The sequence below is a fragment of the Nicoliella sp. ESL1120 genome (assembly GCF_058508515.1).
In genome coordinates, this window is record NZ_CP196383.1 from 1,402,693 (window position 1) to 1,424,672 (window position 21,980).

The following is a 21,980-nucleotide window of genomic DNA, read 5'->3' on the forward strand; positions in this document are numbered from 1 at the left end:
ATTATTAAATTTAATTTGTGGATGATTATTGTTCAAATTGAAAACCGCATTTTAAGTAATGACTTAATATATCCAAATGCTGCTTATATCACTGTGAGTATTTTTCCAATACATAAAAATACATCTATATACGGATAAAGTGTCATAAAAATCCATTACATATTTTTTAGTTTTACTTCTTAACAATTATTATACTATATCACTGTAAAATACAAAGCGTGATATTAAAGTCCATTATTAGTAAGGATTAATAATGAATAAAAGTATTTTACAACCAAGCCTTAGATTTAATCAGTTTAGTGGTAATTGGAACGATAAATCTATGAAAAGTATTATAAATATTAAAAATGGAAAATCACAAAAGAAAATAGAAGATAGTAACGGTAAATATCCTATATTAGCCACTAGTGGTCAGATAGGAAAAACTAATAGTTTTCTTTACAATAAAGAAAGTGTTCTAATTGGTAGAAAAGGGACTATTGATAGGCCTTACTATATCAATGAACCTTTTTGGACTGTTGATACTTTATTTTTTACGGAATTAAAAAATGGTATAAATGGATATTTTGTTTTTTCGCTTTTTCAAACAGTAAATTGGAAAAAATATAATACTTCAACAGGCGTTCCGAGTTTAACTAGTAAGAGCATATACAATATTAATATTAGATACCCAAAATCAAAAAATGAACAAATAAAAATCAGCAACTTTTTCCAAACACTAGATAAACTAATAAATTTGCAAAATCAAAAATTAAATCAACTAAAGCATCTAAAGCGTGGCTACTTACAAAAACTATATCCCTCAAATGAAGCATCTCTTCCCCGCATTAGATTCACCAAATTTACATCTATGCTGAGGAAAACTCATTTAAAAAATATAGCATATAGTAAATCATCAAAAATTAGCATTAAAGAAGTTAAAAATAATGGTGAGTTCCCAGTTTATGATGTTAATAAAAAAATAGGATACTTAGATGAATTTAAATCGAAAGAAAAATATATTTCAATAATTAAAGATGGATCAAATGCAGGCCGAACTAAAATAATGCCTAGTAATTCATCAATAATTAGCACAATGGAATATATATACCATAAAAATTCAGATTTAAAATACCTATTCTACGCAATAGGTAATATTAATTTTGCAAAATATAGAACAGGAACTGGAATTCCTCATATTTATTTTAAAGATTATTCTAATGAAATGATTATGGTTCCATCCCTCCCCGAACAACAACAAATCGGCTCCTTCTTCCAAAATCTCGACCACCAAATCGAACTCCAACAATCCAAACTCAACCACCTAGAGCAACTCAAAAAAGGTTATCTCCAAAACATGTTCATCTAAAAAAGGCGTACCCTCAATATCTGAGAGCACGCCTTTACTGGTTATTTTTACTTATCCTGTTGATCCGTCCAAACTAAGTCAGCCTTCATCTTATTAAATTCCGCTTCTACCTTTTGGTATTCAGTATCAATTTCAGCAATCTTTTGTTCCTCAGCCTCAATATCAATTTCAGGTTCTGGTTCAAAAGTATCTACATATCGTGGAATGTTTAGGTTAAAATCATTTTCTTCAATTTCTTGGGACGTTGCAACGTGGGCGTACTTATCAACGTCCTTGCGGTTCCTGTAAGTTTCCACAATCTTATCCAGGTCTTCTGGCCGCAAGATGTTTTGATTCTTGCCCTTTTCAAAATCCTTGCTAGCATCAATAAATAGCACGTCACGGTTATCCCGTTGCTTTTTCAAAACAATTACCACAGTTGGGATTGATGTGGAATAGAATAACTTTTCAGGTAACCCAATCACTGCATCAATTTGATTCTTATTTAGGAGTCCTTCCCGAATTTTGCCTTCCTTTGCGCCTCGGAATAGCACCCCGTGTGGTAGGACGATGGCCATAGAACCGGTTGGTTTCAAATGGTATAACCCATGAAGCAAGAAGGCATAGTCAGCCTTACTCTTTGGTGGCAACGCACCGTATTCCTTGAAACGCGGATCCTTTAATTTTCCTTCATTGTTGTCCCAGTGAGCAGAGTAGGGAGGGTTTTCCACAACTGCATCTACGAAACGGGGGTGTTCGATCCCGTTTTCATCGATTCCGTCAGGCCAATCGCCCTCGAGAGTATCACCGTTTCGTAACTGCATGTTTTGATAACCAATTCCATGCATCATTAGGTTCATCCGCGCCAAGTTGTAGGTCGTGGTATTCAGCTCTTGACCATGGAAACGAACCTTCCCCTTCTTTTGGCCGTTTGGCACTTCGCCTTGAACCGTTAGTAGTAATGAACCAGAACCCATTGCTGGATCCAATACATCAAATGGTTCATCGTTATCTGGTAACCCAATTGTAACCAACTTAGCCAGTACTTCAGAAACTTCATGGGGAGTGTAGAATTCCCCAGCCTTCTTCCCAGAGTTAGAAGCAAATTGAGCAATTAGATATTCGTAGACATCCCCTAAGATATCATGACCATCTTCATCATTATAGTTAAATTTATCAACCAAGTTGACGATCTTACTCAATGCCTTGGCCCGATCGTTCGTGTTGCTTCCCAATCGACTGTTACCAAGGTTAATATCCGCAAACACACCTCGGAAATCCTTTTCAGCACCGTGGTTCAAAGAAGCATTTTCATTAAAGTGATCAAACATGTTTTGGTAGTCTTCAGGAACAACGGTCCCGTTTTCCACCTTATTGACGATACTTTCCCACGTGTCTTCCGGCCGAATTGCGTAACCATCACGTTCCGCAATTGCTTCTAGATAGTCCTCTACGCCATCTTCCTTAGCTGCTTCAGCGTAGGCATCATTAATATCTTGGCCTGGTTTAACTTCAAAGAAGTCTTGGGACTTCAAGAATAATTCTTGGTGTTCTGATAGGTATCGGTAGAACATAAATCCTAAAATATAAGTTTGAAAATCGACCGCATCCATGTTTCCACGTAATTCGTTAGCCATATTCCATAATTGACCAGTAATGTCTTGTGCCTTGTTTTCTGCCATTATTAACACTCCTAAATTTGTTTTTTAATTCTATCGGCAAGTTTTTTAAATGCCTCTTTCATCTTATTATAATACCTGATTTTGCTTAACTTTCTGACGGCTTCATCATTAGCATCCTGCTTATATGCGGATTTACCACGGTTGATCACCGTTTCCAGCTTATCAGAATGTTGCAAATCATCCTTTTCAACGTGGTGCTGGCTAATTAAATCTTCAATTAGATTCTGCACATCCGCGTTTTCCAGCCCCCATTGGTTAATAAAGTTTTTGATTTCAGTTTGTGACCAACTCTGGCCACTACTTTTAATTAATTCCTCAATTTGGTCTGGTTGCAATGGATACTTAACTTCAGTTCTAAAGTCCTTATCCATCAAAGTACGGACCTGCCGTGAGTACTTTTGATCGGTTTGATCAAGTGAATCGAGCATCTTTAAAATTTCGTTCCTTAACTTATCTAATTCCGCATCACTCACGTCTTGATTATGAACGTGATTAGCATATTCAGCAATTAACTGGTGAAGGTAATCGTAATTAACAGTAACTTCTTTGACGTGTTCCATTTTCATTTCGAGTTCGATTGGATCAAGGTGTTCCCGTTCAGCAATATCTTTTTTAACATCATATGCAATTGCCCCAGTCAATCGGGCTTCATCATCTGGTGTCATCCCAACAGATTTGAGAACCTGTTCGCCACCCTCATCAACGAACTCATCGTATTGCTTGAGTTTTGATAAGATTCGGTTGTACTTATTTAGTTGATTATAAGTTTCATTCTGCTTATCTTCACTCTTCGGCGCTGCTCTAAAATGATCAGTTAGGTTAGCTAACTCAGCTACCGTTTGCCTTAATTCTTCTTTAACATCATTGTATTTTTTGGCTAATACAGTGTCATCATCAGGCAAAATAACACCATTTGAGTCAGCTGAATCCGGATTAGAGTAGACTGCTAATGCTTGACGCATCAATTTCTCGCTATTAAATGGCCACCGATAATTAACGATATGTCCATATGGCTTATGAAGCATGTTTTGGATTCGATTGGTTCTAGAGTACGCTTGAATCAAGTTAGCACCCTTTAGCGTCCGATCAACGTAGAGCGTGTTTAAATATGGCGCATCAAATCCGGTTAATAGTTGATTAATCACAATCACTAAGTCCAAGTAATTTTTATCGTTAGCAGTACGGTTCAGTCGACTACATACGTCTTCAAAGTACTCGCTAACAGTCTTACTATCAAACTTAGTGTTAAATTCTTGGTTATATTCATCCATCAGCATTGATAATCCACGATTATTTTCCAGTTGGTTATCATCATTAGAAGTGTTTTGGCTAAAGGTAACCGCAATCTTTAGGTGTTTACCAGTTGCCGCCATTTGCTTTTTAAATTCATTATAATAGGCAATGGCCATTGGCGAAGAAGCCACTCTTCCACCCATGTTGGTTGTAAACATTGCGTTGTAGCGACCGTTGACAGAACGGCTATCCCAATACTTCAAAATGTCACTAACCACTTCGGTAATGTGGGCCGGTTGCATATCGTAAACACTACTGCCAAGCGCATCATCCATATCCTCATCGGTTAATGAATTAATTCGATGATGAATATCGGTATTGGACCATTCAGGATACTTATCGTGGAAATATTTTGGTAGATATTTTTCCTTAAGCTCATCGTAAGGCAGCGTAGTTTGAAAATCGACCTTAAAGCCTAATACATTCTTGTCGGCAATGGCATCGCTAATTACGTAGCGATGGAGCGGTTCCCCAAACACCTGTTGAGTCGTGGGGCCATTCTTAGGGTCAAAGTTAGGAGTTCCCGTATAACCAATCCAAGCAGACTTTTTAAACGCCTCCCTGATTTCATTTAGCATATCACCACTGGCTGAACGGTGGGCTTCATCAACAATAAAAACGGTTCTTTTATCATCAGAAGTAAAATCATCCCTGCTGACCAATCGATACATTTTCTGGGTAGAAGTAACCACAATGTCAGTCTTATTTTTAGACTTAAGCTTGCGTTTCAAATCATAAACATTGGCAGTATCAGACACGATACCACCCTTATTATCTGCGTTCGCATTCGGATCGTATGCTTTATACTCTTCAGCAGTTTGATTCGTTAGTGCGATTCTATCAACCAAGAACACTACCTTATCAACATTAGGAAGTCGAGATGCCAAAAAAGCGGCCTTAAAAGAACTAATCGTTTTACCAGAACCAGTAGTATGCCAAATATACCCAACTTTTTTATTATCATTATTTTGATCACTAAAATCATGCTTTTTCAATTCCTGAATAATGGTTTGAGTAGCATAAACTTGATAATAACGCATTACCTTAATCGATTGGCGATTAGGTGTATTATCTAAAATCATGTAGTTGGTTGCCATTCGATGGGCCATTGGAATCGATAGGAATTGATCAGCAAATTCCTTCCAGTCTTGAATTGGTAATTGATTACCACCATTTTGTTTCCACCGAAATGCAAAGTCAGTATTAAAGTCTTCGGAAGTGGTGTTTGCCATGTAACGAACATCATGCGGGGTCATGGCAATTAAAATTTGTACCGTTGAAAAAATGTCAGAATATTGATTTTCATCAATATATTGATGCATTTGATTTAACGCTTCTTTTGCACTTCTCCCATCCGCCTTCTCCTCAATCTGAATAATCGGCAGACCGTTAATCAACAGCGTCGTATCAAAACGACGATCTCGTTTTCCGCTAATGACGTTCTTTCTTTGCACCTGGCGCACAATTTGGTACACCGTGTTTCCGGCACCAATTTCATCTTGATCAAACAGCGTTAAATAAACATGCTTGCCATCGTCTCGGTCAATTTCCACCTGCGACTTTCCGCCAACACCATATAAAAATACCCCAGCATAATAAGGTGTCTTAGTCTGGCTGATCAACTCTGCTTTAACTTGGTTAAATTCTGCATCACTCAAAGGCTGCATGAGCTTATCCTGATTCAATTGGTAAACAATCTTACGGAAGTTTGCCCAAAGATCATCAGTAGTTTTAATTGAATCAACTTGTTGCCATTGCTTAGTCCCACCTAGGTTGGCCAAGTAATCATATATTTTTTGTTCAAATTGCAATTCGTCTTTTTCTACAGCCATGTGCTTCTCCTGTTTTATGTAAAATTATTAATATATTTATTTTATCATTGATTTAATAGTGATTGTTAAAATTAATAAATATAAACCTGATTTTCATACCATACCAATAAATAACAACAATGGCTAAAGCATTCACATTTTTTATTGACATTGCTATCAAAGCAGGCATAAAATTATTTTAAACTCAATATTAATTAGGAAGTGTTGGTAATGGTAGAAAATTCCAAATGGCAGATTTTTAAATCTGGATGGCAATTGGCTAGCCACCCTACCAAATTAGCCTCAGCAGTACAAAACATGCGTAAACCATTGTTAATTGAATTAGTAGTCCTATTAATTCTACAGGTCTGCTCGTGGTTCTTACTGTTTAATAATAATCACTTTTCAATTGCCCCTGATTTAACGATTATCGGGTTAGTCAGCTTATTTTCCGGTGTCACGAACATCATGAGCGTCGTATTAGACTCAGATGGTAACATGACGAACTTTTTCTGGGGAATGCTTAGCAACATCACTTACATCTACGTTTCATTCAAAGCACATCTATACGGTGAAGTTTATCTATATACATACTTCTTTATTTCTCAATTTGTTGGGATCTATGCATGGAACAAGCGTAATATTGAACATCCCGTGGGGGATAACAATGAAGTTCAGGTCAAGGAACTGTCTGCGCGGGGCTGGTTGCTCTTAACAGTTGCCGTACTAGTTGGCTGGGTCATCTTGGGAATGTTTTTACAACGGGTCCCATTGATCACACCGACTTTAGATCCCCATCCTTGGATCGATTCAATGAGCACGGTCGTCCAGGTCTTTGCTCAAATCCTGCTTATTTGTCGCTTCAGCAGTAGCCAATTCATTCTTTGGATCATTGGAAATTCACTGGAAATCGTTCTTTGGACGGTTAGTTTCAACCCCATCATGATTATGTTGTTCATTGCCTGCAACGTGAACTCATTCTTTGGTTGGTACGTTTGGAATCAAAAATTAAAACAACAAGCTCAGGTTGAATAATGATAATAAAAGGGATTCTACTATAAAGTGGAATCCCTTTTACTATGACTCGGTAAAGACATCTTTGTCTACAAAGTCAGTACTCCCAATTTTCATATGGCCATTAACATTATCAACGAATTTATTGTCACTAACCAAATAGACGCTGCGTACCCCGATATTATCGCCATCAATGTCTACGATGTTATAACTAGTTGAATCTTTATAAACATGATCATGGGCATTACGACAATCAATGTGATATGCAGTAGAATCACCAATCACATTCATTACGCCCTCCCGATAAAAGATTGCTGGAAAATGAACATGACCAGTAAACATCCCTAGCACATTATATCCGCGAATAATATCGTACAATTCATCACTATTTTGTAAAATACTAAAATTCATGTTACCCATTGGAACGCCTGCCGAAGGATGGTGCATAAACATTAAAGAATGGGGATTACTGGATTTTAACAATTCGGCCTTTAACCAAGTTAGTTGCTTCGCATCTAAATAGCCTTGCGACATATTTTTAAACTTAGTATCTAAAAAGTAAAGGTCATAATCATCAATCTCAATTTTATAATAATAATGATCTTTTGCTGGCTCATTTAAATAACCACTAAAAAATTCACTAGTGCGATCATGATTCCCTAAAGTAACGAAAATTGGCACCCCAATTCGATCACTTTGCTGATTTAGGTATTTTCTTAAGTTCTTATAGTCTAACTTATTCCCTTCGTGAATCAAATCACCAGTAATCGCAATCAACGAGGCATCATAATCATTGCGATGCTTAAAGATGTCATCAAATACCAATTGCAGCTTATCATTCGGACTATACTGCTGTAGCATTTCCTTGACTCCGTTAGTATTGTGTAAATGAGTATCAGTGATCTGAATTATCCTGTATGCCAATAACGCCACGCTTCCTTCGTAATTAATAAGTTCCTCATTAAAAGATTATCATTTTAAATTATAAATTAAGTAAATTATTTGTATTTTTTTCGTAATAACCAAAAAGAGCAGTTGCCCAAATATGAGCAGCTGCTCTTTAATTATTTACGCTTAGTTAATACATCCCTTAAATGAATAATCTCATTTGGTAAGAACTTCATCAATGGAGTTCCCTGCTTAGGATAAAGCGTCAATACTAAATCACCGTTAATAATTTGTCCTAAATAAACATCCTTAATGTCATGATGTTGTTTGGCTAACAGTTGCATTAGCCAATCTTGATTTTTCTGAATATGATCTAAAACGTCCTCATTAACGTTCCCATCAGTAATAATCGGTAAATTAGTTGTCGTATCATGGTAATTATTAATATTCAATTCACCATTTTGTTCCAAGGTGACCTTGCTAACTTGTTGTAAATCATTCACCCCAGAATTATTTAATTTGAACACTAGATCACTTGCAGAAACCCCACTTTTAAGTGCTGTCGCAACATCAATCCGCCCCTTATTAATTAACACCTTCGGGCTTCCATTCATCAAGTTTTTAAAGAAATCGCTTTCGTTGATCAAGACCTTGCTACTAAAAATAATCATTGTCCATATCAAAACGATGACAATAAATTCCAAAATCGAAATGCTAAGGTTAAAAACGGTTCCCCCAACAATTCCACCTAAGACGTAGTTTTGCAACTCATCAACTGCATTGGCTGGATCCAAGTTCCCCTTACCAGAAAGGTTAATCTGAAATACTAACATTAAAAAACCAATCAATAGTTTTCCAGCAATGTTTAGATATTGACTGCCACTAACGCTTAAATTTAAACCACCCTTTTTTACATACTCGATCTTATTCGCAAACGGATGCACCCGCTTAGTTGAGTAAACATCAGTCGTCGAATTAATATCGACCTCATAGTATTTATCGTTGACCTTCATGACTAGTTGCTTGCTAATCGTCGGGGAACTGGAGTAAATATTATTAATCGAAACATGTTGATCCTGACTTACTTTTTGCATAATTCTAGCAATTTGAATCGCATCACTTTGCGTAGACGCCTGATTTTGCAGCTTGCCAACCTCCAAGCAAATCACTGCAGCAGCAAATGCAAACATTACAATTAGGATATTGCGAAATTTTAAATTAGTTCGATCCTTAGAATATTTAATTCCAATCACGATAATCATTAAACTAATTAACAAGCCCAAACCAATAAACAAATAATCTAATAGGTGTGAATTATGAGTTAAATATTGATATGAATAAAATTTGATAGCCAATCACTTCTTACGTTCTGATTTATTTTAATATTCAAACAAAAAGGATGCCAAAATCATAACGGCATCCCCCTCCTGTTGATTAAAAATTAATTAATTTCTTTTTCTGATATATAGGCCACCAAAGATGCCCGCAAATGAAAGCATGATCAATCCTAACAATACTTCTGCTTGAACGTCATTCTCTTCACCTGTTTGTGGTAGCTTACTCTTCTTGCTACTATTCTTTGCGCTAGTGCCATTGGTACCTGCACTCTTGGTACTGGTTAAACTAGTTTTATCAGTAGTGGAACCATCGGCACTGTTAGTGTCATCAGTACCATCATCTGAACTCAAGGTAGTATTATCATCCTTAACATCAGTGCTTCCATCGCTAGCGCTATTATCATCACTAGTGGTGTCATCATCTGCACTTGAAGTTGTTGATGAGTCAGAATCACTCGTATCGTCATCTGCAGTTGAATCACTGGTACTAGTGTCAGTAGCAGTCGATGAATCAGTAGTACTAGTAGCCGTTGAATCACTAGCACTTGAAGTAGCTGATGAACTAGCACTAGAAGCATCACTAGTGGTTGAACTAGTTGCAGAACTACTTGAAGTCGATGAACTGGAACTAGAAGCACTTGATGAAGAAGATGATGCAGATGAACTAGTATCGGAGCTAGAACTACTAGTGCTTGTACTATCATTAGCATGGGTAACTGACTTGTATGCAAATAATGATCCATTATTGCTAGTCAAGTCATTAACAACACTCTGCCAATTACTTAAAACATCAAGACTGTAGTCGCTACCAAATGCACTGAGCAATGCGCTTTGGGTAACTGAATTACTATTCGTAAACCATTCATTTCCATTGTTACCAGTAGCATCAACAGCTGTTTGGGCATTTGCGACCCCACTATTATCTAGTGAGTAACCTGTAAAAGTCCCATTTTTATAAACAGCTGAACGATAGTAAGTTACTGGAACTGAGACCTGTTTAATAATTTGACCACTGTTATTATAAAGGCTAAATGACTTGTTAAACGTCCGCGTTAAGTCAGAAGCATTTAAGCCAGATGGTAAATTAGTCGAATTGTAACTGTAAATAGCATACGAATCAGCACTGGACGATGCGGATGAAGATCCACTGGCACTCGAAGATGCCGTAGAACTAGCGGATGAGGTCGAACTGCTGGTACTAGATGATGAAGCAGAACTGCCCGTTCCATAAGTCACGGTAATATTATCTTGACTGTACTTATAATCTGCTGGAACATCAACAGCAGCAACTGAACTTTGTGAAGGTGTCAAGCTTGCAACCGATGGTGATGTAACAGCGGCAAAACTGCTAGCACTCCCAGTTACCTGCCAATTAGTATAAGTGATCACTTTAGTAACATAATCATAAGTTGCAGAACGAGTGTAAGATACGACCTGTGTTACTGGGTTAGCAACTTGCTTACCATTAGCATCAACGTAGTTAATCGTTCTAGTAAAGGTCTTAGCTAAGTTATCCTTAGTAACCCCATTTGAAAAACTACTATCTGCAGCGGTATAAGATGCTGTACTGTGGGTAAAATCAAATTCATAATTATTATTATCAGCATTTAAAATAATTTGATCTGATGATGGCACCTTGCTTGCATCAGTGATCAGCTTATAACCATTATTTTCCAAACTTTGCACTGCACTTGAAACAGAGTATTTAACCGCTCCACCGATTACACCACTATAATTGACCCCACCAATTACCGCATTACTATTCGCTGTATCGATTAATTTAACACTTCCGCTAACGATGGCTGAATTGGCACTGCCCGATGTATTACTACCTGCAGAGCTAGTATTGCTTGATGCACTACTGGTCGCAGCGGTCTTATTATAGTAAACAGTAATCGTAGGACTAGTAGCATAATTACTATAGGTAATTCCAGAATTTATAACGGTGTTTCCTGAAGCAAAAATCGATTTACTAACGTTATTCGTAGCACTAGAATAAGTGTACCCACTAGGAGTATCAACATTAACCGAGTATGAATTACCAACATATAGGTTATCAGCAGTTACATATGCACTCGCAAAAGTACTACCACCTTCTACATAATTAACAACGATTGGAGTGGGCTGAACTTTATAAACCCCAACGGTGGGTTGAATTGGTCCAACATTCGCACTACTGAAGGCGGTATTACTTTGAACATCGAACGTCCACCATGATTTATCGCCATCATAATAATAGCCGTTAGCACTAGTTACTAGTGGGCCCTGACTAATCGTTACAATTGTGTAGGTTGAACCTGGTGCAGTCGTAGTGGAAGCACTATAGTTAATGGAAACATAGCTACTTGCATTAACGGAAGAAGAAGTTTCTGTTCCATTAATCAATTGGTGTTGAACTAGGTTAGCAATTCCCTTAACTGGAGAAACTCCGTTACTATTAGCGTAAACCAGGTTGTCAGACCCATTCGCTACAGCTGCATGGTAAACAGCAGAATTAGTGCCACTAACGGAAAATCCCAATGAAACGCTACTGCCAGATAAAGAATAGAATGCAGATGGTGCTAACTGGTTTGAAGCTGCTGGCGCACTAGATACCAGCGAAACATTCGTTACAGCTGATCCAGTAGGTCTATCTGTCGAACTAGCGGTGTCTTCGACCCCTAAACGATATGATAGTAAGTCATCAGCAGATGATTGAGATGCTGAATCGGAACTGGAGCTCGTCTGAGCACTGCTACTAGATTCACTTTGTGCTGATGAACTAGCAGAAGCCACACTTGAAGCACTTGTTGAACTATTGGTATCACTACTAGTGGCTGATGATGTCGAAGAATCAGTGCTACTTCCCGCACTTGAATCAGTCGCTGAATCGACAGCGCTACTATTAGCTTGACTACTGGAAACGTTTGCTGAAGTATCAGCATGAACAACTTCAGGAGCAGCTCCTGCCGCCATCAATGCCAATGCTGCAGTCCCTACGACGACCCATTGTTTCTTTACTTTATGTAATACTTTTTTGTTATTAACTTTGCGATATTTCATTTTATTAATCACTTTAATCACAGTCCTTTCCTACATAATATGTTATATACAATTTTATATTATTTGTAAATGAAAAGACACCAAAAAGCACCCATCAATATAAATTATCGATGGGTGCTTTTGGTAATCAAAATTAACATAAATTAGAACTTAAGTTATCGTTGCTAATAATTAGATTATTTCTCAGCAGCGTACAACTTAGCAACCTTAGTGTATTTCTTTTCGGCCTTGGCTAATTTAACCTTAGCAGTCTTCTTAGCCTTAGCTGTTTTAGCCTTTGCTAATTTTGCCTTAGCCTTCTTAACTGCGTTTTTAGCCTTGGTAACTTCTTCCTTAGTCGTGCCCGTGCCCCGCTTAAATTCAGATGATTTTGATAATGAATCATTTTTAACTTTTTCCATATATTGTGGAAAATCAGTTGATGGGACAAAACCAACGGCAGATGATGAGCTATCATTCGATGATGAAGCATTAGTGGTCGAAGTAGCGCTAGCTGATGAATAATTGCTATCAGTCACAAAACTACCATTCAATGATGAGATCACAAAAGCTCCAGACAATCTACCAACGCTATTAGCATAAGATACATAGCCATCATCGGATGATGAAGACTGGGTGGCACTCGTAGATGATGCCGCCGGATTCTTAGAATAGGTAACATCAACACTAGATGTAAAGTCGGCACCATTAGGATTAACTGTTGATACTGGTGCTGATGATACTACTTGATAACCGCTAATTGAAGGAGCGACTGCGGCGAAAGAAGAACTTTCTGGACTCCAACTAGTATAGCTAGATTGCTTAGTAACGTAATCGTAAATGCCTTCACGAGTGAACGTTACCGTCTCCGTTGTTGCTGGTTGCAATGAATTATTAGTACCAGAAACCAAGTAATTAACCGTTCTCGTGTAAGTTTGTGTAAAGTCACCAGCAGAAAAGCTAGTTCCACTAAAGTTAGTATCACCAGCAGAGAACGTCTTGGTCTTGTGAGCTAACGAAACTGCATATGATCCTGCAGAGGTGCCAAACGTTAAACTATCTAAAGATGTAGCTACTCCTGAAGCTAATTCATAGTTTTCAGGAACGGAATCAGTAATCGTTTTTACATCAACCGCACTGGATGGATAACCAGAAACGGTAACTGTTGATCCAACGACACTGTTGCCATCGTAGTAGTTAAAGGTATCAGCAACTGAATTCTCTAAATAAAGCACCGCTGTTGATACTGCGGTATTAGAATCGTTTGCCAAAACCGTTTGTGCAGCTGCGGATGAAGTAACCGTGTATCCAGCTACTGAAGTATCAACTGATGAGAAAGATGCACTAGATGGAGACCAATCTGAATAAGCAGTGGACTTAGTTACGTAGTTATAAGTTCCACCACGCGTGAACGTTACTGAAGATGATGTTGCTGATTGTACTGGAGTATTAGTACCAGAAACCAAGTAACTGACCGTTTGGGTAACGGTCTTTGAAAAGTCACCTGCGGAAAGGGTGGTACCACTAAAGTCACTGTCACCTGCTGAGAATGATTGGGTCTTATCAGCCAATGAAACCGTGTATGTGGAACCGCTGGTTCCGAATTTCAAGCCAGAAAAGGAGGTATTGGCACCTGATGCAAAGACATAGTTTGATGGTGCTGAACTCAACAGACTATTGGTGTCAACACTACTAGATGGGTATCCAGAAACGCTAACTGAGGCAACCACGCTGTTGTTTGAATCTACATAGTTAAAGGTATCAACAACTGAATTCTCTGAATAAAGCACCGCTGTTGATACTGCAGTATCAGAGTCGTTTGCCAAAACCGTTTGTGCAGCTGCGGATGAAGTAACCGTGTATCCAGCTACTGAAGTATCAACTGATGAGAAAGATGCACTAGATGGAGACCAATCTGAATAAGCAGTGGACTTAGTTACGTAGTTATAAGTTCCACCACGCGTGAACATTACTGAAGATGATGTTGCTGATTGTACTGGAGTATTAGTACCAGAAACCAAGTAACTGACCGTTTGGGTAACGGTCTTTGAAAAGTCACCTGCGGAAAGGTTGGTGCCACTAAAGTCACTATCACCTGCTGAGAATGATTGGGTCTTATCAGCCAATGAAACCGTGTATGTGGAACCGCTGGTTCCGAATTTCAAGCCAGAAAAGGAGGTATTGGCACCTGATGCAAAGACATAGTTTGATGGTGCTGAACTCAACAGGCTATTGGTGTCAACAATACTAGATGGGTATCCAGAAACGCTAACTGAGGCAACCACGCTGTTGTTTGAATCTACATAGTTAAAGGTATCAACAACTGAATTCTCTGAATAAAGCACCGCTGTTGATACTGCAGTATCAGAGTCGTTTGCCAAAACCGTTTGTGCAGCTGCGGATGAAGTAACCGTGTATCCAGATAATGAAGTAGATACAGATGGGAAAGTTGCACTAGCTGAATCCCAATTGGAATAAGCAGTGGACTTAGTTACGTAGTTATAAGTTCCACCACGTGTGAACGTTACTGAAGATGATGTTGCTGATTGTACTGGAGTATTAGTACCAGCAACCAAGTAGCTAACCGTTTGGGTAACGGTCTTTGAAAAGTCACCTGCGGAAAGGTTGGTGCCACTAAAGTCACTGTCACCTGCTGAGAATGATTGGGTCTTATCAGCCAATGAAACCGTGTATGTGGAACCGCTGGTTCCGAATTTCAAGCCAGAAAAGGAGGTATTGGCACCTGATGCAAAGACGTAGTTTGATGGTGCTGAACTCAACAGGCTAGTAGTGTCAACATATTTATCCGGGTATCCTGAAACGCTAACCGAGGCGACCACGCTGTTGTTTGAATCTACATAGTTAAAGGTATCAGCAACTGAGTTTTCTGAATAAACAACATTCACGGAGAATGCAGATTCATTATCGTTTAAAGTAACGTTTTGTGCAGGAGCAGAGCTTGTTAACGTGTATCCCGTAATCGAATCTGAAACCGCTGGAAATACTAATGAGCCCGGTGTCCAATCACCATAAGCAGTTACTTGCTTGGTAACTGCATCATAAGAAGTTGCAGTCTGGGTAAATGCAGAAGTGAAAGTCGATGCGGCACTAATTGCACTACCATTATTGTCTACGTAGTTAACGGTTCTAGTATATGCTTGTGATTTAGTGGCATCCGCAACCCCACTTACTCCAGCAGAATAAGAAAGGATCTGGTGTTTCAAATAAACCGAATAAGTAGCGTTAGAAGTCCCGAAGGTCAAGCCATTTAAAGAATTGTTATCAGCATTGGAGCCTAATTCATACCCAGCTGGTAATGCTAAACTACCGACTGCAGATGAATAATCACCACTTACCGTTACCGAAGAAGCGCTTGGCAATGCTGCATTCGAATTATTTTCATCATAGAAATTAAAGGTATCTGAAACCGTAACTGGATTATAGTATAAAGAAACCAATTGCATATAGCCAATCGTTCCAGTGACGTAACTAGATCCAGATGCATCTGCGGATGCACTAACGTTACCCACGTTAGCAGCTGCGCTAGTGAACGTGTAGCCAGCAATAGATGGCACGGCTACTGAGAAGCTATTACCAGAATAAATATAACTACCAGTTAAGTACTGAGTGGAAGGAAGCCCATTAGCGGATGAATTACCTGCAAAGTGATAATCGAAGGTTGCAACTGAACCAACATCTTGATTAAATGAAGCACCACCACCAACTGGGCTAATAGTAGGATCAGAATGGTTATTAGTATTACGATCATTAGCTGCTCTTGAATTATAATCGGAATTCAATCCAGCACTGTGGTCAAAAGTAATCGACCAGCCAGCCGTTTCACCTAGCTTCAAATCAATATTGCTATTAAAGTCGGAAGGCATGCTAAATAACAACACCGACGCTGTACTATTAGATGAGAAATCAGCATTTGAATAAATAAACGTAAAGTAACTTCCCATTTGATCACTAGGGATTGCCGAACTACTAATAACGCTATTTGCACTATCAGCGTAGTAAACACTCAAATTAGAAAATGCACTGGCAGCACCACTGGTAAAGAATGGATTGCCACTTGCATCGTTAGCAAATACAATCGCTTCATTGTATGAATAAGTTTGTCCATTGATGGTTTTACTTGCTGGTTGAAGAGTCATTTTAGCGTTATAAACGCTAGCAGCCCCACTAAGAGCATGCTGCATGAAAAAACTATAGGTCGTACTGGAATTATTTCCAGTATATGAGTATCCGGAACCAACATAAAATGCTTTTTCAATTGATGGCGCACTATCCACCAATGAAGCATTACTTACAACATTGGAATCAGGCGTGCTGGCAGCATCTACTCCCTCTAACCGATATTCCAACAATCCGTCTTCAGCAGGCGTTGATGATGGTGCGCTTACTTGAAAGTCGTTACTAGTTACAGCAGTGCTGCTGGTGGTTACACTAGCGCTACTGCTAGTAGCATTGCTATCAGTTGATGAATTTGTGCTACTACCTGTGGATGCACTACTAGTTGAAGTACTGCCACTTGATGATTCAGCAGCGCTACTCTTAGTCGTCTCCGCCGAAGATCCCTCATCCCCACTGCTAGTCTGATTGTTAGTTAGGTTCGAGCTAACGTTAGCATCAGCATTCACTACTTCTGGCGAACCAGCTCCTGCAGCTAAAATCGTTAAGGCTGCTGTCCCTAAAACAACCCATTGTTTCTTTACTTTATGTAAAACCTTTTTTTCTTTGGTTTTCCGATATTTTAACTTATTAACTAACATTTATATCACACCCTTTTCTTAATACAATTTTAATCTATTTAAAATAAAATGCAAAATATAATACACCAAAAATGGATATTAAAAATTGTTATTTATAATAAAAAACCGTCAGCCATTTAATTTAATAGCTGACGATCCTTTATAAAATTAATTATTTATTTTTAAATGTCTTTCTAATCAATAATGCAGCGAGTCCTAGAATAAAAATTCCTAATAGATAAACGTAAAGATTATTCGTATCGCCAGTTTGTGGGAGCCGATTAATGTTTGGTTTTGATCGATTAGATGAATTATTACTTGAAGACCCATACACTACGGATGCTGAACTACTAGAATCACTTGAACCGACAGGTGTACTAGAGTCACTTTGTGAATTAGTAGTGCTTGAGGATGAATCACTATTACTGGATGAGCTATCACTACTCATTGAACTACTACTATTGGTGGTGCTTGAACTAGTTGAACTGCTATTGGAACTTGATGCACTAGAACTATTCGAGGAACTACTACTTAAAGCACTGCTACTAGAAGAAGTATTGTTAGAACTTTGTGAGCTAGCTGAACTGGAGCTACTGTTCGTAGAACTAGTCGAACTTTGTGAACTAGTTGTACTAGAGCCGCTGTTCGTAGAACTAGTCGAGCTTTGTGAACTAGTTGTACTAGAGCTACTGTTCGTAGAACTAGTCGAACTTTGCGAACTAGTTGCGCTAGAGCCGCTGTTCGTAGAACTAGCAGTGGAACTACCAGAAGTATTGTTTGAACTTCCCGTACTGTCAGTTGAACTAGAACTACCAGTAGAATCAGTGCTGCTAGCATTATTGCTAGAGCTAGTTGAGCCACCAGAACTTCCTGAATCACTGCCAGTAGATGCAGAACTACTTGCGCTATATGAATTAATAATATCCATGTCACTACCGCTACTAGAATAGCTAGTAACGTAGTTAGGAACACTATTTTCATTAACTGCGTATTTGTACGCTTTACCATTATTATCATAAACTGGTAAATCATTAAAACTATAACGCCAATTATTCTCCGCTGAAATCGTTTGGCTTAGGAACTGTCTATCGTTTCTAAATAAGTACACTACGATTGAAGATGGTCTAACCTTATATTGATTATTATTATCCTGCCAGATCTTACTACCAGTTTCGTTGAATAAATTATTCAACGTTCCAGAGCCGGTCTGAATTTCAGCCGTTGTTGATTTCGTTTGACTAGAAATATTACTACCACTTAGGACCCCGGTATTCGCATAATCTTTAGCTTTACCATCATCATTAACTCGCGTGTCATAAGTAACTACATATAAGCTATTAATATTCCCCAATTGAACGTTAAAGCCGCCGTTGCCTTCAGTAATGGCACTGGCGTCAACCGTTGAAATCGGTTTATATGGTAAGCCGTCCCAATTAGCGTCCGGATCGAAAGTCGCCTTTGTAACATTTTCAGAACCAGGAATGAGTTGTTGACCCTCACCTAACGTGTCAGTATAAACGGCATTATCCACTTGTGCTTGAGCGTAATTAACTCTAACCACCCAGTGAATTAAGTACGGGTCAGATGTATCTGCGTATCCATACTTAAATACTTTTTCACTACTGTCAGGAGTTCCAGCCCCTGCAACGTTATATGAAACATTCCCTGTGACTGGCCAATTAATGGTAATCGTCTGCGGAAAAGTGGATTCTTTAGATACCCAATTCACCCCGACTGTAAAGGAACCCGTAACATCTGAGTTCAGATTATCAACGTTGGAGTTAAAAGTAATGGTAATTTTATTATTATATGCATCAACAGCTGCATTTGCATACGTTTTACCATCTTTACCAACGATATCAAAATTATAGTCACTTTGCACCCTCAGCTGTGGGGGGATCGTAACGGTAATTTGATCACCGTTCTTAGCCTTGCTAGCTGGAATATTGAACCCCCAAGTAGCGTTGACTCCCTTATAGTAGTCGTAGTTTCCAGAACTATCCTTATTTCCAGAAATGCTAGCCCCAGTTACAAACGAATCTTGCAACATAGCATTAGTATTATCAGCATGCGTTTGCGTTCCTAAAAACAAACTAAATAACGCAATAAAACCTAATGATAAAAACATTAAAAAACTCTTTTTGAAAATTGACTGTTTTTTCAAAATTACACCTCCTTATTCGTAAAAAAGTATATATTAAAGCGATTGCTATTACAATCATCGTACATTAAATAATATCCAACGATTTTTTACTGGTTGGCTTTGGAAATGCCTGGTCCAACAATGCTAGATCATCACTACTCAATGCAATGTCTGCGGCCGCAAGATTGGATCGCATATGGTCTTCATCACTGGTTTGTGGAATCGCCAGGGTTTGGCCATCGCGGATCGCCCAGGCCAACATGATCTGAAATTCAGTCGAGTTATGCCGCCGTGCCACTTCCACCAATGCTTGTTGCCTAGTAATCTTAGCCCCGCGGCGATCAGCCTGATCGATCGGTGCATAGGCAATCAACGGTACTTTATGATCGCGTTGCCAGGGAAGTAAGTCATAATCGATCCCCCGTGAACCAATGTTATAAAGGTCTTCATTTGCCATTACCTCCTGACCATGTGGGACCGCCCAAAGCTCTTGCATATCACTAAGGTCAAAATTCGAGACCCCCCAGTGCTTAATCTTGCCACTTTGTTTCATGGCCACCATATTATCAACCACTTCTGCTAACGGCGTGCTCCCTGGCCAGTGGTAGAGGTATAGATCCAAGTAGTCAGTCCCAAGCCGTTGTAAACTATCATCTAGCGCTTTTTGCATTTGCTTACGCTGCGCATGGAATGGGTAGAATTTGGAGATGATGAATAACGAATCCCGATCAAAATCTTTGATGACATCCCCCACTAACCGTTCTGAATCACCATTCCCATATTGTTCAGCGGTATCGATGACGGTCGCACCATGTGTGATCCCGAATTGTAAGGTCGTTTTTTGTTGCGCATAATTAGCTTCCGTGCTCCCCATGTGCCAAGTGCCCATGCCAATTGCTGGTAGTGAAACGCCATTAAAATTAATTTTTTTCATTTAAAATCCCCCTTGATTAGATACAAAAAGGGACCGCTCAAAGCGATCCCACAAATCATCAATATTAGTTCACTATTCACCCTTATCGAACTTAAGCGTTCCATACAGAGCTTCCCCATATTGGGTCAACATTAAATTATTATTATCAGCCTTTTGGGCAAAATCAGGAACTACATATCCATATTCTTCAACATTAATTGCAAAATTAAAAATCCCCTTCGGGTGGTTACAATCTAACTTCACAAGTTCTGCGACATATTCGTCCCGACTAATGTCATCTTCGTATTCAGCATGAATACTTTTGGCGAGATTAATAAATTCTTCATTTGCTAGTGTAACTGAAACCCGACTATCCGTGTTGGGCTTTTGTTGATTATAAAACTTATCCATAAAATCTTCTTCAATTTTTTCAATTACTTTTTCTTTGTACATTAATAATCATTCCTTTACTTGTAACTAAATTATAACAAGGAATGATTGTGAAATGCTGAAATATGCTCACTCTTTACTTTTTAATAACAAAATCGGCTGATTTCACAATCAACCGATTCAAAGATTATTCTAAATTGGCATGGTTAAGTTGCATCGCATGCTCAGTAATTTGGTAATGGTGCATGTATTCTAAGGTAACGGCATCGCCGAACAGCCACACCGCTTGTTCGAAAAGTGCGCCCATCGGTTGGACCGTATCCTTATTAGTTGTGAACTTACCCTTGCCAGGTAAAACGGTAACGTGATCAACAAAATGCGCTAAATCACTGTCCTTTGTCGCCGTCAGTAGCCAGACTTGGCCGCCCAACTGCTGCGCTTTTTTCACCAGCGCAACGATCGATGGCGTCTTAGCCGAACCGCTAGCTACAATTAATAAGTCGGCATCCGTAAACGCTGGGGCCGTCGTTTCCCCCACCACGGTGACTGGTTTACCGAGCTGGCCGATCCGCATGGCAAATGCACTGCTGGCCAACCCTGAACGTCCCGCCCCGGCAACGAAAATGCGCTCAGCAGAATGGATCAACGTCAGTGCAGCGTCATCAACTGCTACATCCGCAGTGTTTAATTCAGCTAGGATCGTTTTCCATGAACTAGTTGGCAATTTATTCACCCGTTTCGATCATGGCCTTAATTTCACGTGCCGCCTTTGCTGGATCATCGGCAGTTGCGATTCCACCACCGACGATCAATAGGTCTGGTTGTTCGGCAATGATCTTAGCGGCTGTATCGAGCTTAATCCCACCAGCCACGGCGGTCTTAGTGTTCTTCACGTTTGCCTTGATCGTGTTAAACGTTTCGAATGGGGTTTTTCCTAAAGCTTGTAAGTCATAACCAGTATGGGTGGCGATGTAATCAGCCCCCATTGCATCGATCTCACGCGCCCGCGTTGCCACGTCTTCGATGCCGATCATGTCAACGAGCAGTTCCTTGCCATCTTTATGGGCCTCTTCCACGGCATCCTTGATCGATTGATCTTCTGCGGCGGCTAAGATGGTGGTAATGTCTGCGCCGTACTTGACTGCTTGGCCAACTTCGTAAGCTGCCACATCCATGATCTTAACATCAGCTAGTAATGTGATGTCTGGGAACGTGTCGCGAATCTTCTTAAAGCCTTCTAGACCAAAGTTGATCACTAACGGGGTCCCGTATTCAAAGACATCGACACTGTCCTTGGTCTTTTTGATCAATTCGATTGCGCCATCCACGTCTTCTAAATCGATTGCTAATTGTAACTTCATATAATAATTCCTCCATTAATTTATGATTTAATAGTAGGATATCAGA

General features: G+C 39.1%; 13 protein-coding genes. 2 read left to right on the forward strand and 11 right to left on the reverse strand.

What is annotated here, in order from left to right; translation table 11 throughout:
• Window positions 1-253 precede the first annotated feature (253 nt).
• The gene (locus ACSYTE_RS06165) at window positions 254-1,348 is read left to right on the forward strand and encodes a restriction endonuclease subunit S (RefSeq protein ID WP_491716567.1); all 1,095 of its coding nucleotides are present in this window, start codon (window positions 254-256) and stop codon (window positions 1,346-1,348) included.
• A 47-nt stretch (window positions 1,349-1,395) separates the two neighbouring features.
• On the opposite strand, the gene ACSYTE_RS06170 is transcribed toward ACSYTE_RS06165, so the two are convergent.
• Together ACSYTE_RS06170 and ACSYTE_RS06175 are read right to left on the reverse strand one after the other, a co-directional pair.
• The gene (locus ACSYTE_RS06170) at window positions 1,396-3,009 is read right to left on the reverse strand and encodes a type I restriction-modification system subunit M (RefSeq protein WP_491716568.1); all 1,614 of its coding nucleotides are present in this window, start codon (window positions 3,007-3,009) and stop codon (window positions 1,396-1,398) included.
• An 11-nt stretch (window positions 3,010-3,020) separates the two neighbouring features.
• Window positions 3,021-6,134, reverse strand: coding sequence for a type I restriction endonuclease subunit R (locus ACSYTE_RS06175; protein WP_491716569.1), 3,114 nt, complete (start codon window positions 6,132-6,134; stop codon window positions 3,021-3,023).
• 210 nt (window positions 6,135-6,344) lie between these two features.
• Here ACSYTE_RS06175 and pnuC point away from each other — a divergent pair, with 210 nt between their 5' ends.
• Window positions 6,345-7,148, forward strand: coding sequence for a nicotinamide riboside transporter PnuC (pnuC, locus tag ACSYTE_RS06180; protein WP_491716570.1), 804 nt, complete (start codon window positions 6,345-6,347; stop codon window positions 7,146-7,148).
• Window positions 7,149-7,190: 42 nt separating this feature from the next.
• Here the strand turns inward: pnuC and ACSYTE_RS06185 are convergent, their stop codons facing one another.
• The 9 genes from ACSYTE_RS06185 to hxlA all read right to left on the reverse strand — a co-directional run bounded on the left by ACSYTE_RS06185 (window position 7,191) and on the right by hxlA (window position 21,934).
• Entirely contained in the window at window positions 7,191-8,051 is an 861-nt protein-coding gene (locus tag ACSYTE_RS06185; RefSeq protein WP_491716571.1) for a metallophosphoesterase family protein, read from the reverse strand.
• 140 nt (window positions 8,052-8,191) lie between these two features.
• Window positions 8,192-9,370 carry a DUF3290 family protein gene (locus ACSYTE_RS06190; RefSeq protein ID WP_491716572.1) on the reverse strand — a complete coding sequence of 393 codons (1,179 nt, stop codon included), beginning with the start codon at window positions 9,368-9,370 and terminating at the stop codon, window positions 8,192-8,194.
• Window positions 9,371-9,460: 90 nt separating this feature from the next.
• Window positions 9,461-12,394, reverse strand: coding sequence for a mucin-binding protein (locus tag ACSYTE_RS06195; RefSeq protein WP_491716573.1), 2,934 nt, complete (start codon window positions 12,392-12,394; stop codon window positions 9,461-9,463).
• Between the two features lie 176 nt (window positions 12,395-12,570).
• Window positions 12,571-17,148 carry a beta strand repeat-containing protein gene (locus tag ACSYTE_RS06200; RefSeq protein ID WP_491716574.1) on the reverse strand — a complete coding sequence of 1,526 codons (4,578 nt, stop codon included), beginning with the start codon at window positions 17,146-17,148 and terminating at the stop codon, window positions 12,571-12,573.
• Window positions 17,149-17,299: 151 nt separating this feature from the next.
• A complete protein-coding gene (locus tag ACSYTE_RS06205) occupies window positions 17,300-19,291 on the reverse strand; it encodes a collagen binding domain-containing protein (protein WP_491716575.1) in 1,992 nt (663 codons plus the stop codon).
• Between the two features lie 64 nt (window positions 19,292-19,355).
• A complete protein-coding gene (locus ACSYTE_RS06210) occupies window positions 19,356-20,204 on the reverse strand; it encodes an aldo/keto reductase (protein WP_491716576.1) in 849 nt (282 codons plus the stop codon).
• A 72-nt stretch (window positions 20,205-20,276) separates the two neighbouring features.
• Window positions 20,277-20,636, reverse strand: coding sequence for a hypothetical protein (locus tag ACSYTE_RS06215; RefSeq protein WP_491716577.1), 360 nt, complete (start codon window positions 20,634-20,636; stop codon window positions 20,277-20,279).
• Window positions 20,637-20,760: 124 nt separating this feature from the next.
• Window positions 20,761-21,297, reverse strand: coding sequence for a 6-phospho-3-hexuloisomerase (gene hxlB, locus ACSYTE_RS06220; protein WP_491716578.1), 537 nt, complete (start codon window positions 21,295-21,297; stop codon window positions 20,761-20,763).
• Window position 21,298: 1 nt separating this feature from the next.
• Window positions 21,299-21,934, reverse strand: a complete 636-nt coding sequence (gene hxlA, locus ACSYTE_RS06225; RefSeq protein WP_491716579.1) for a 3-hexulose-6-phosphate synthase — start codon at window positions 21,932-21,934, stop codon at window positions 21,299-21,301.
• Window positions 21,935-21,980: the final 46 nt, after the last annotated feature.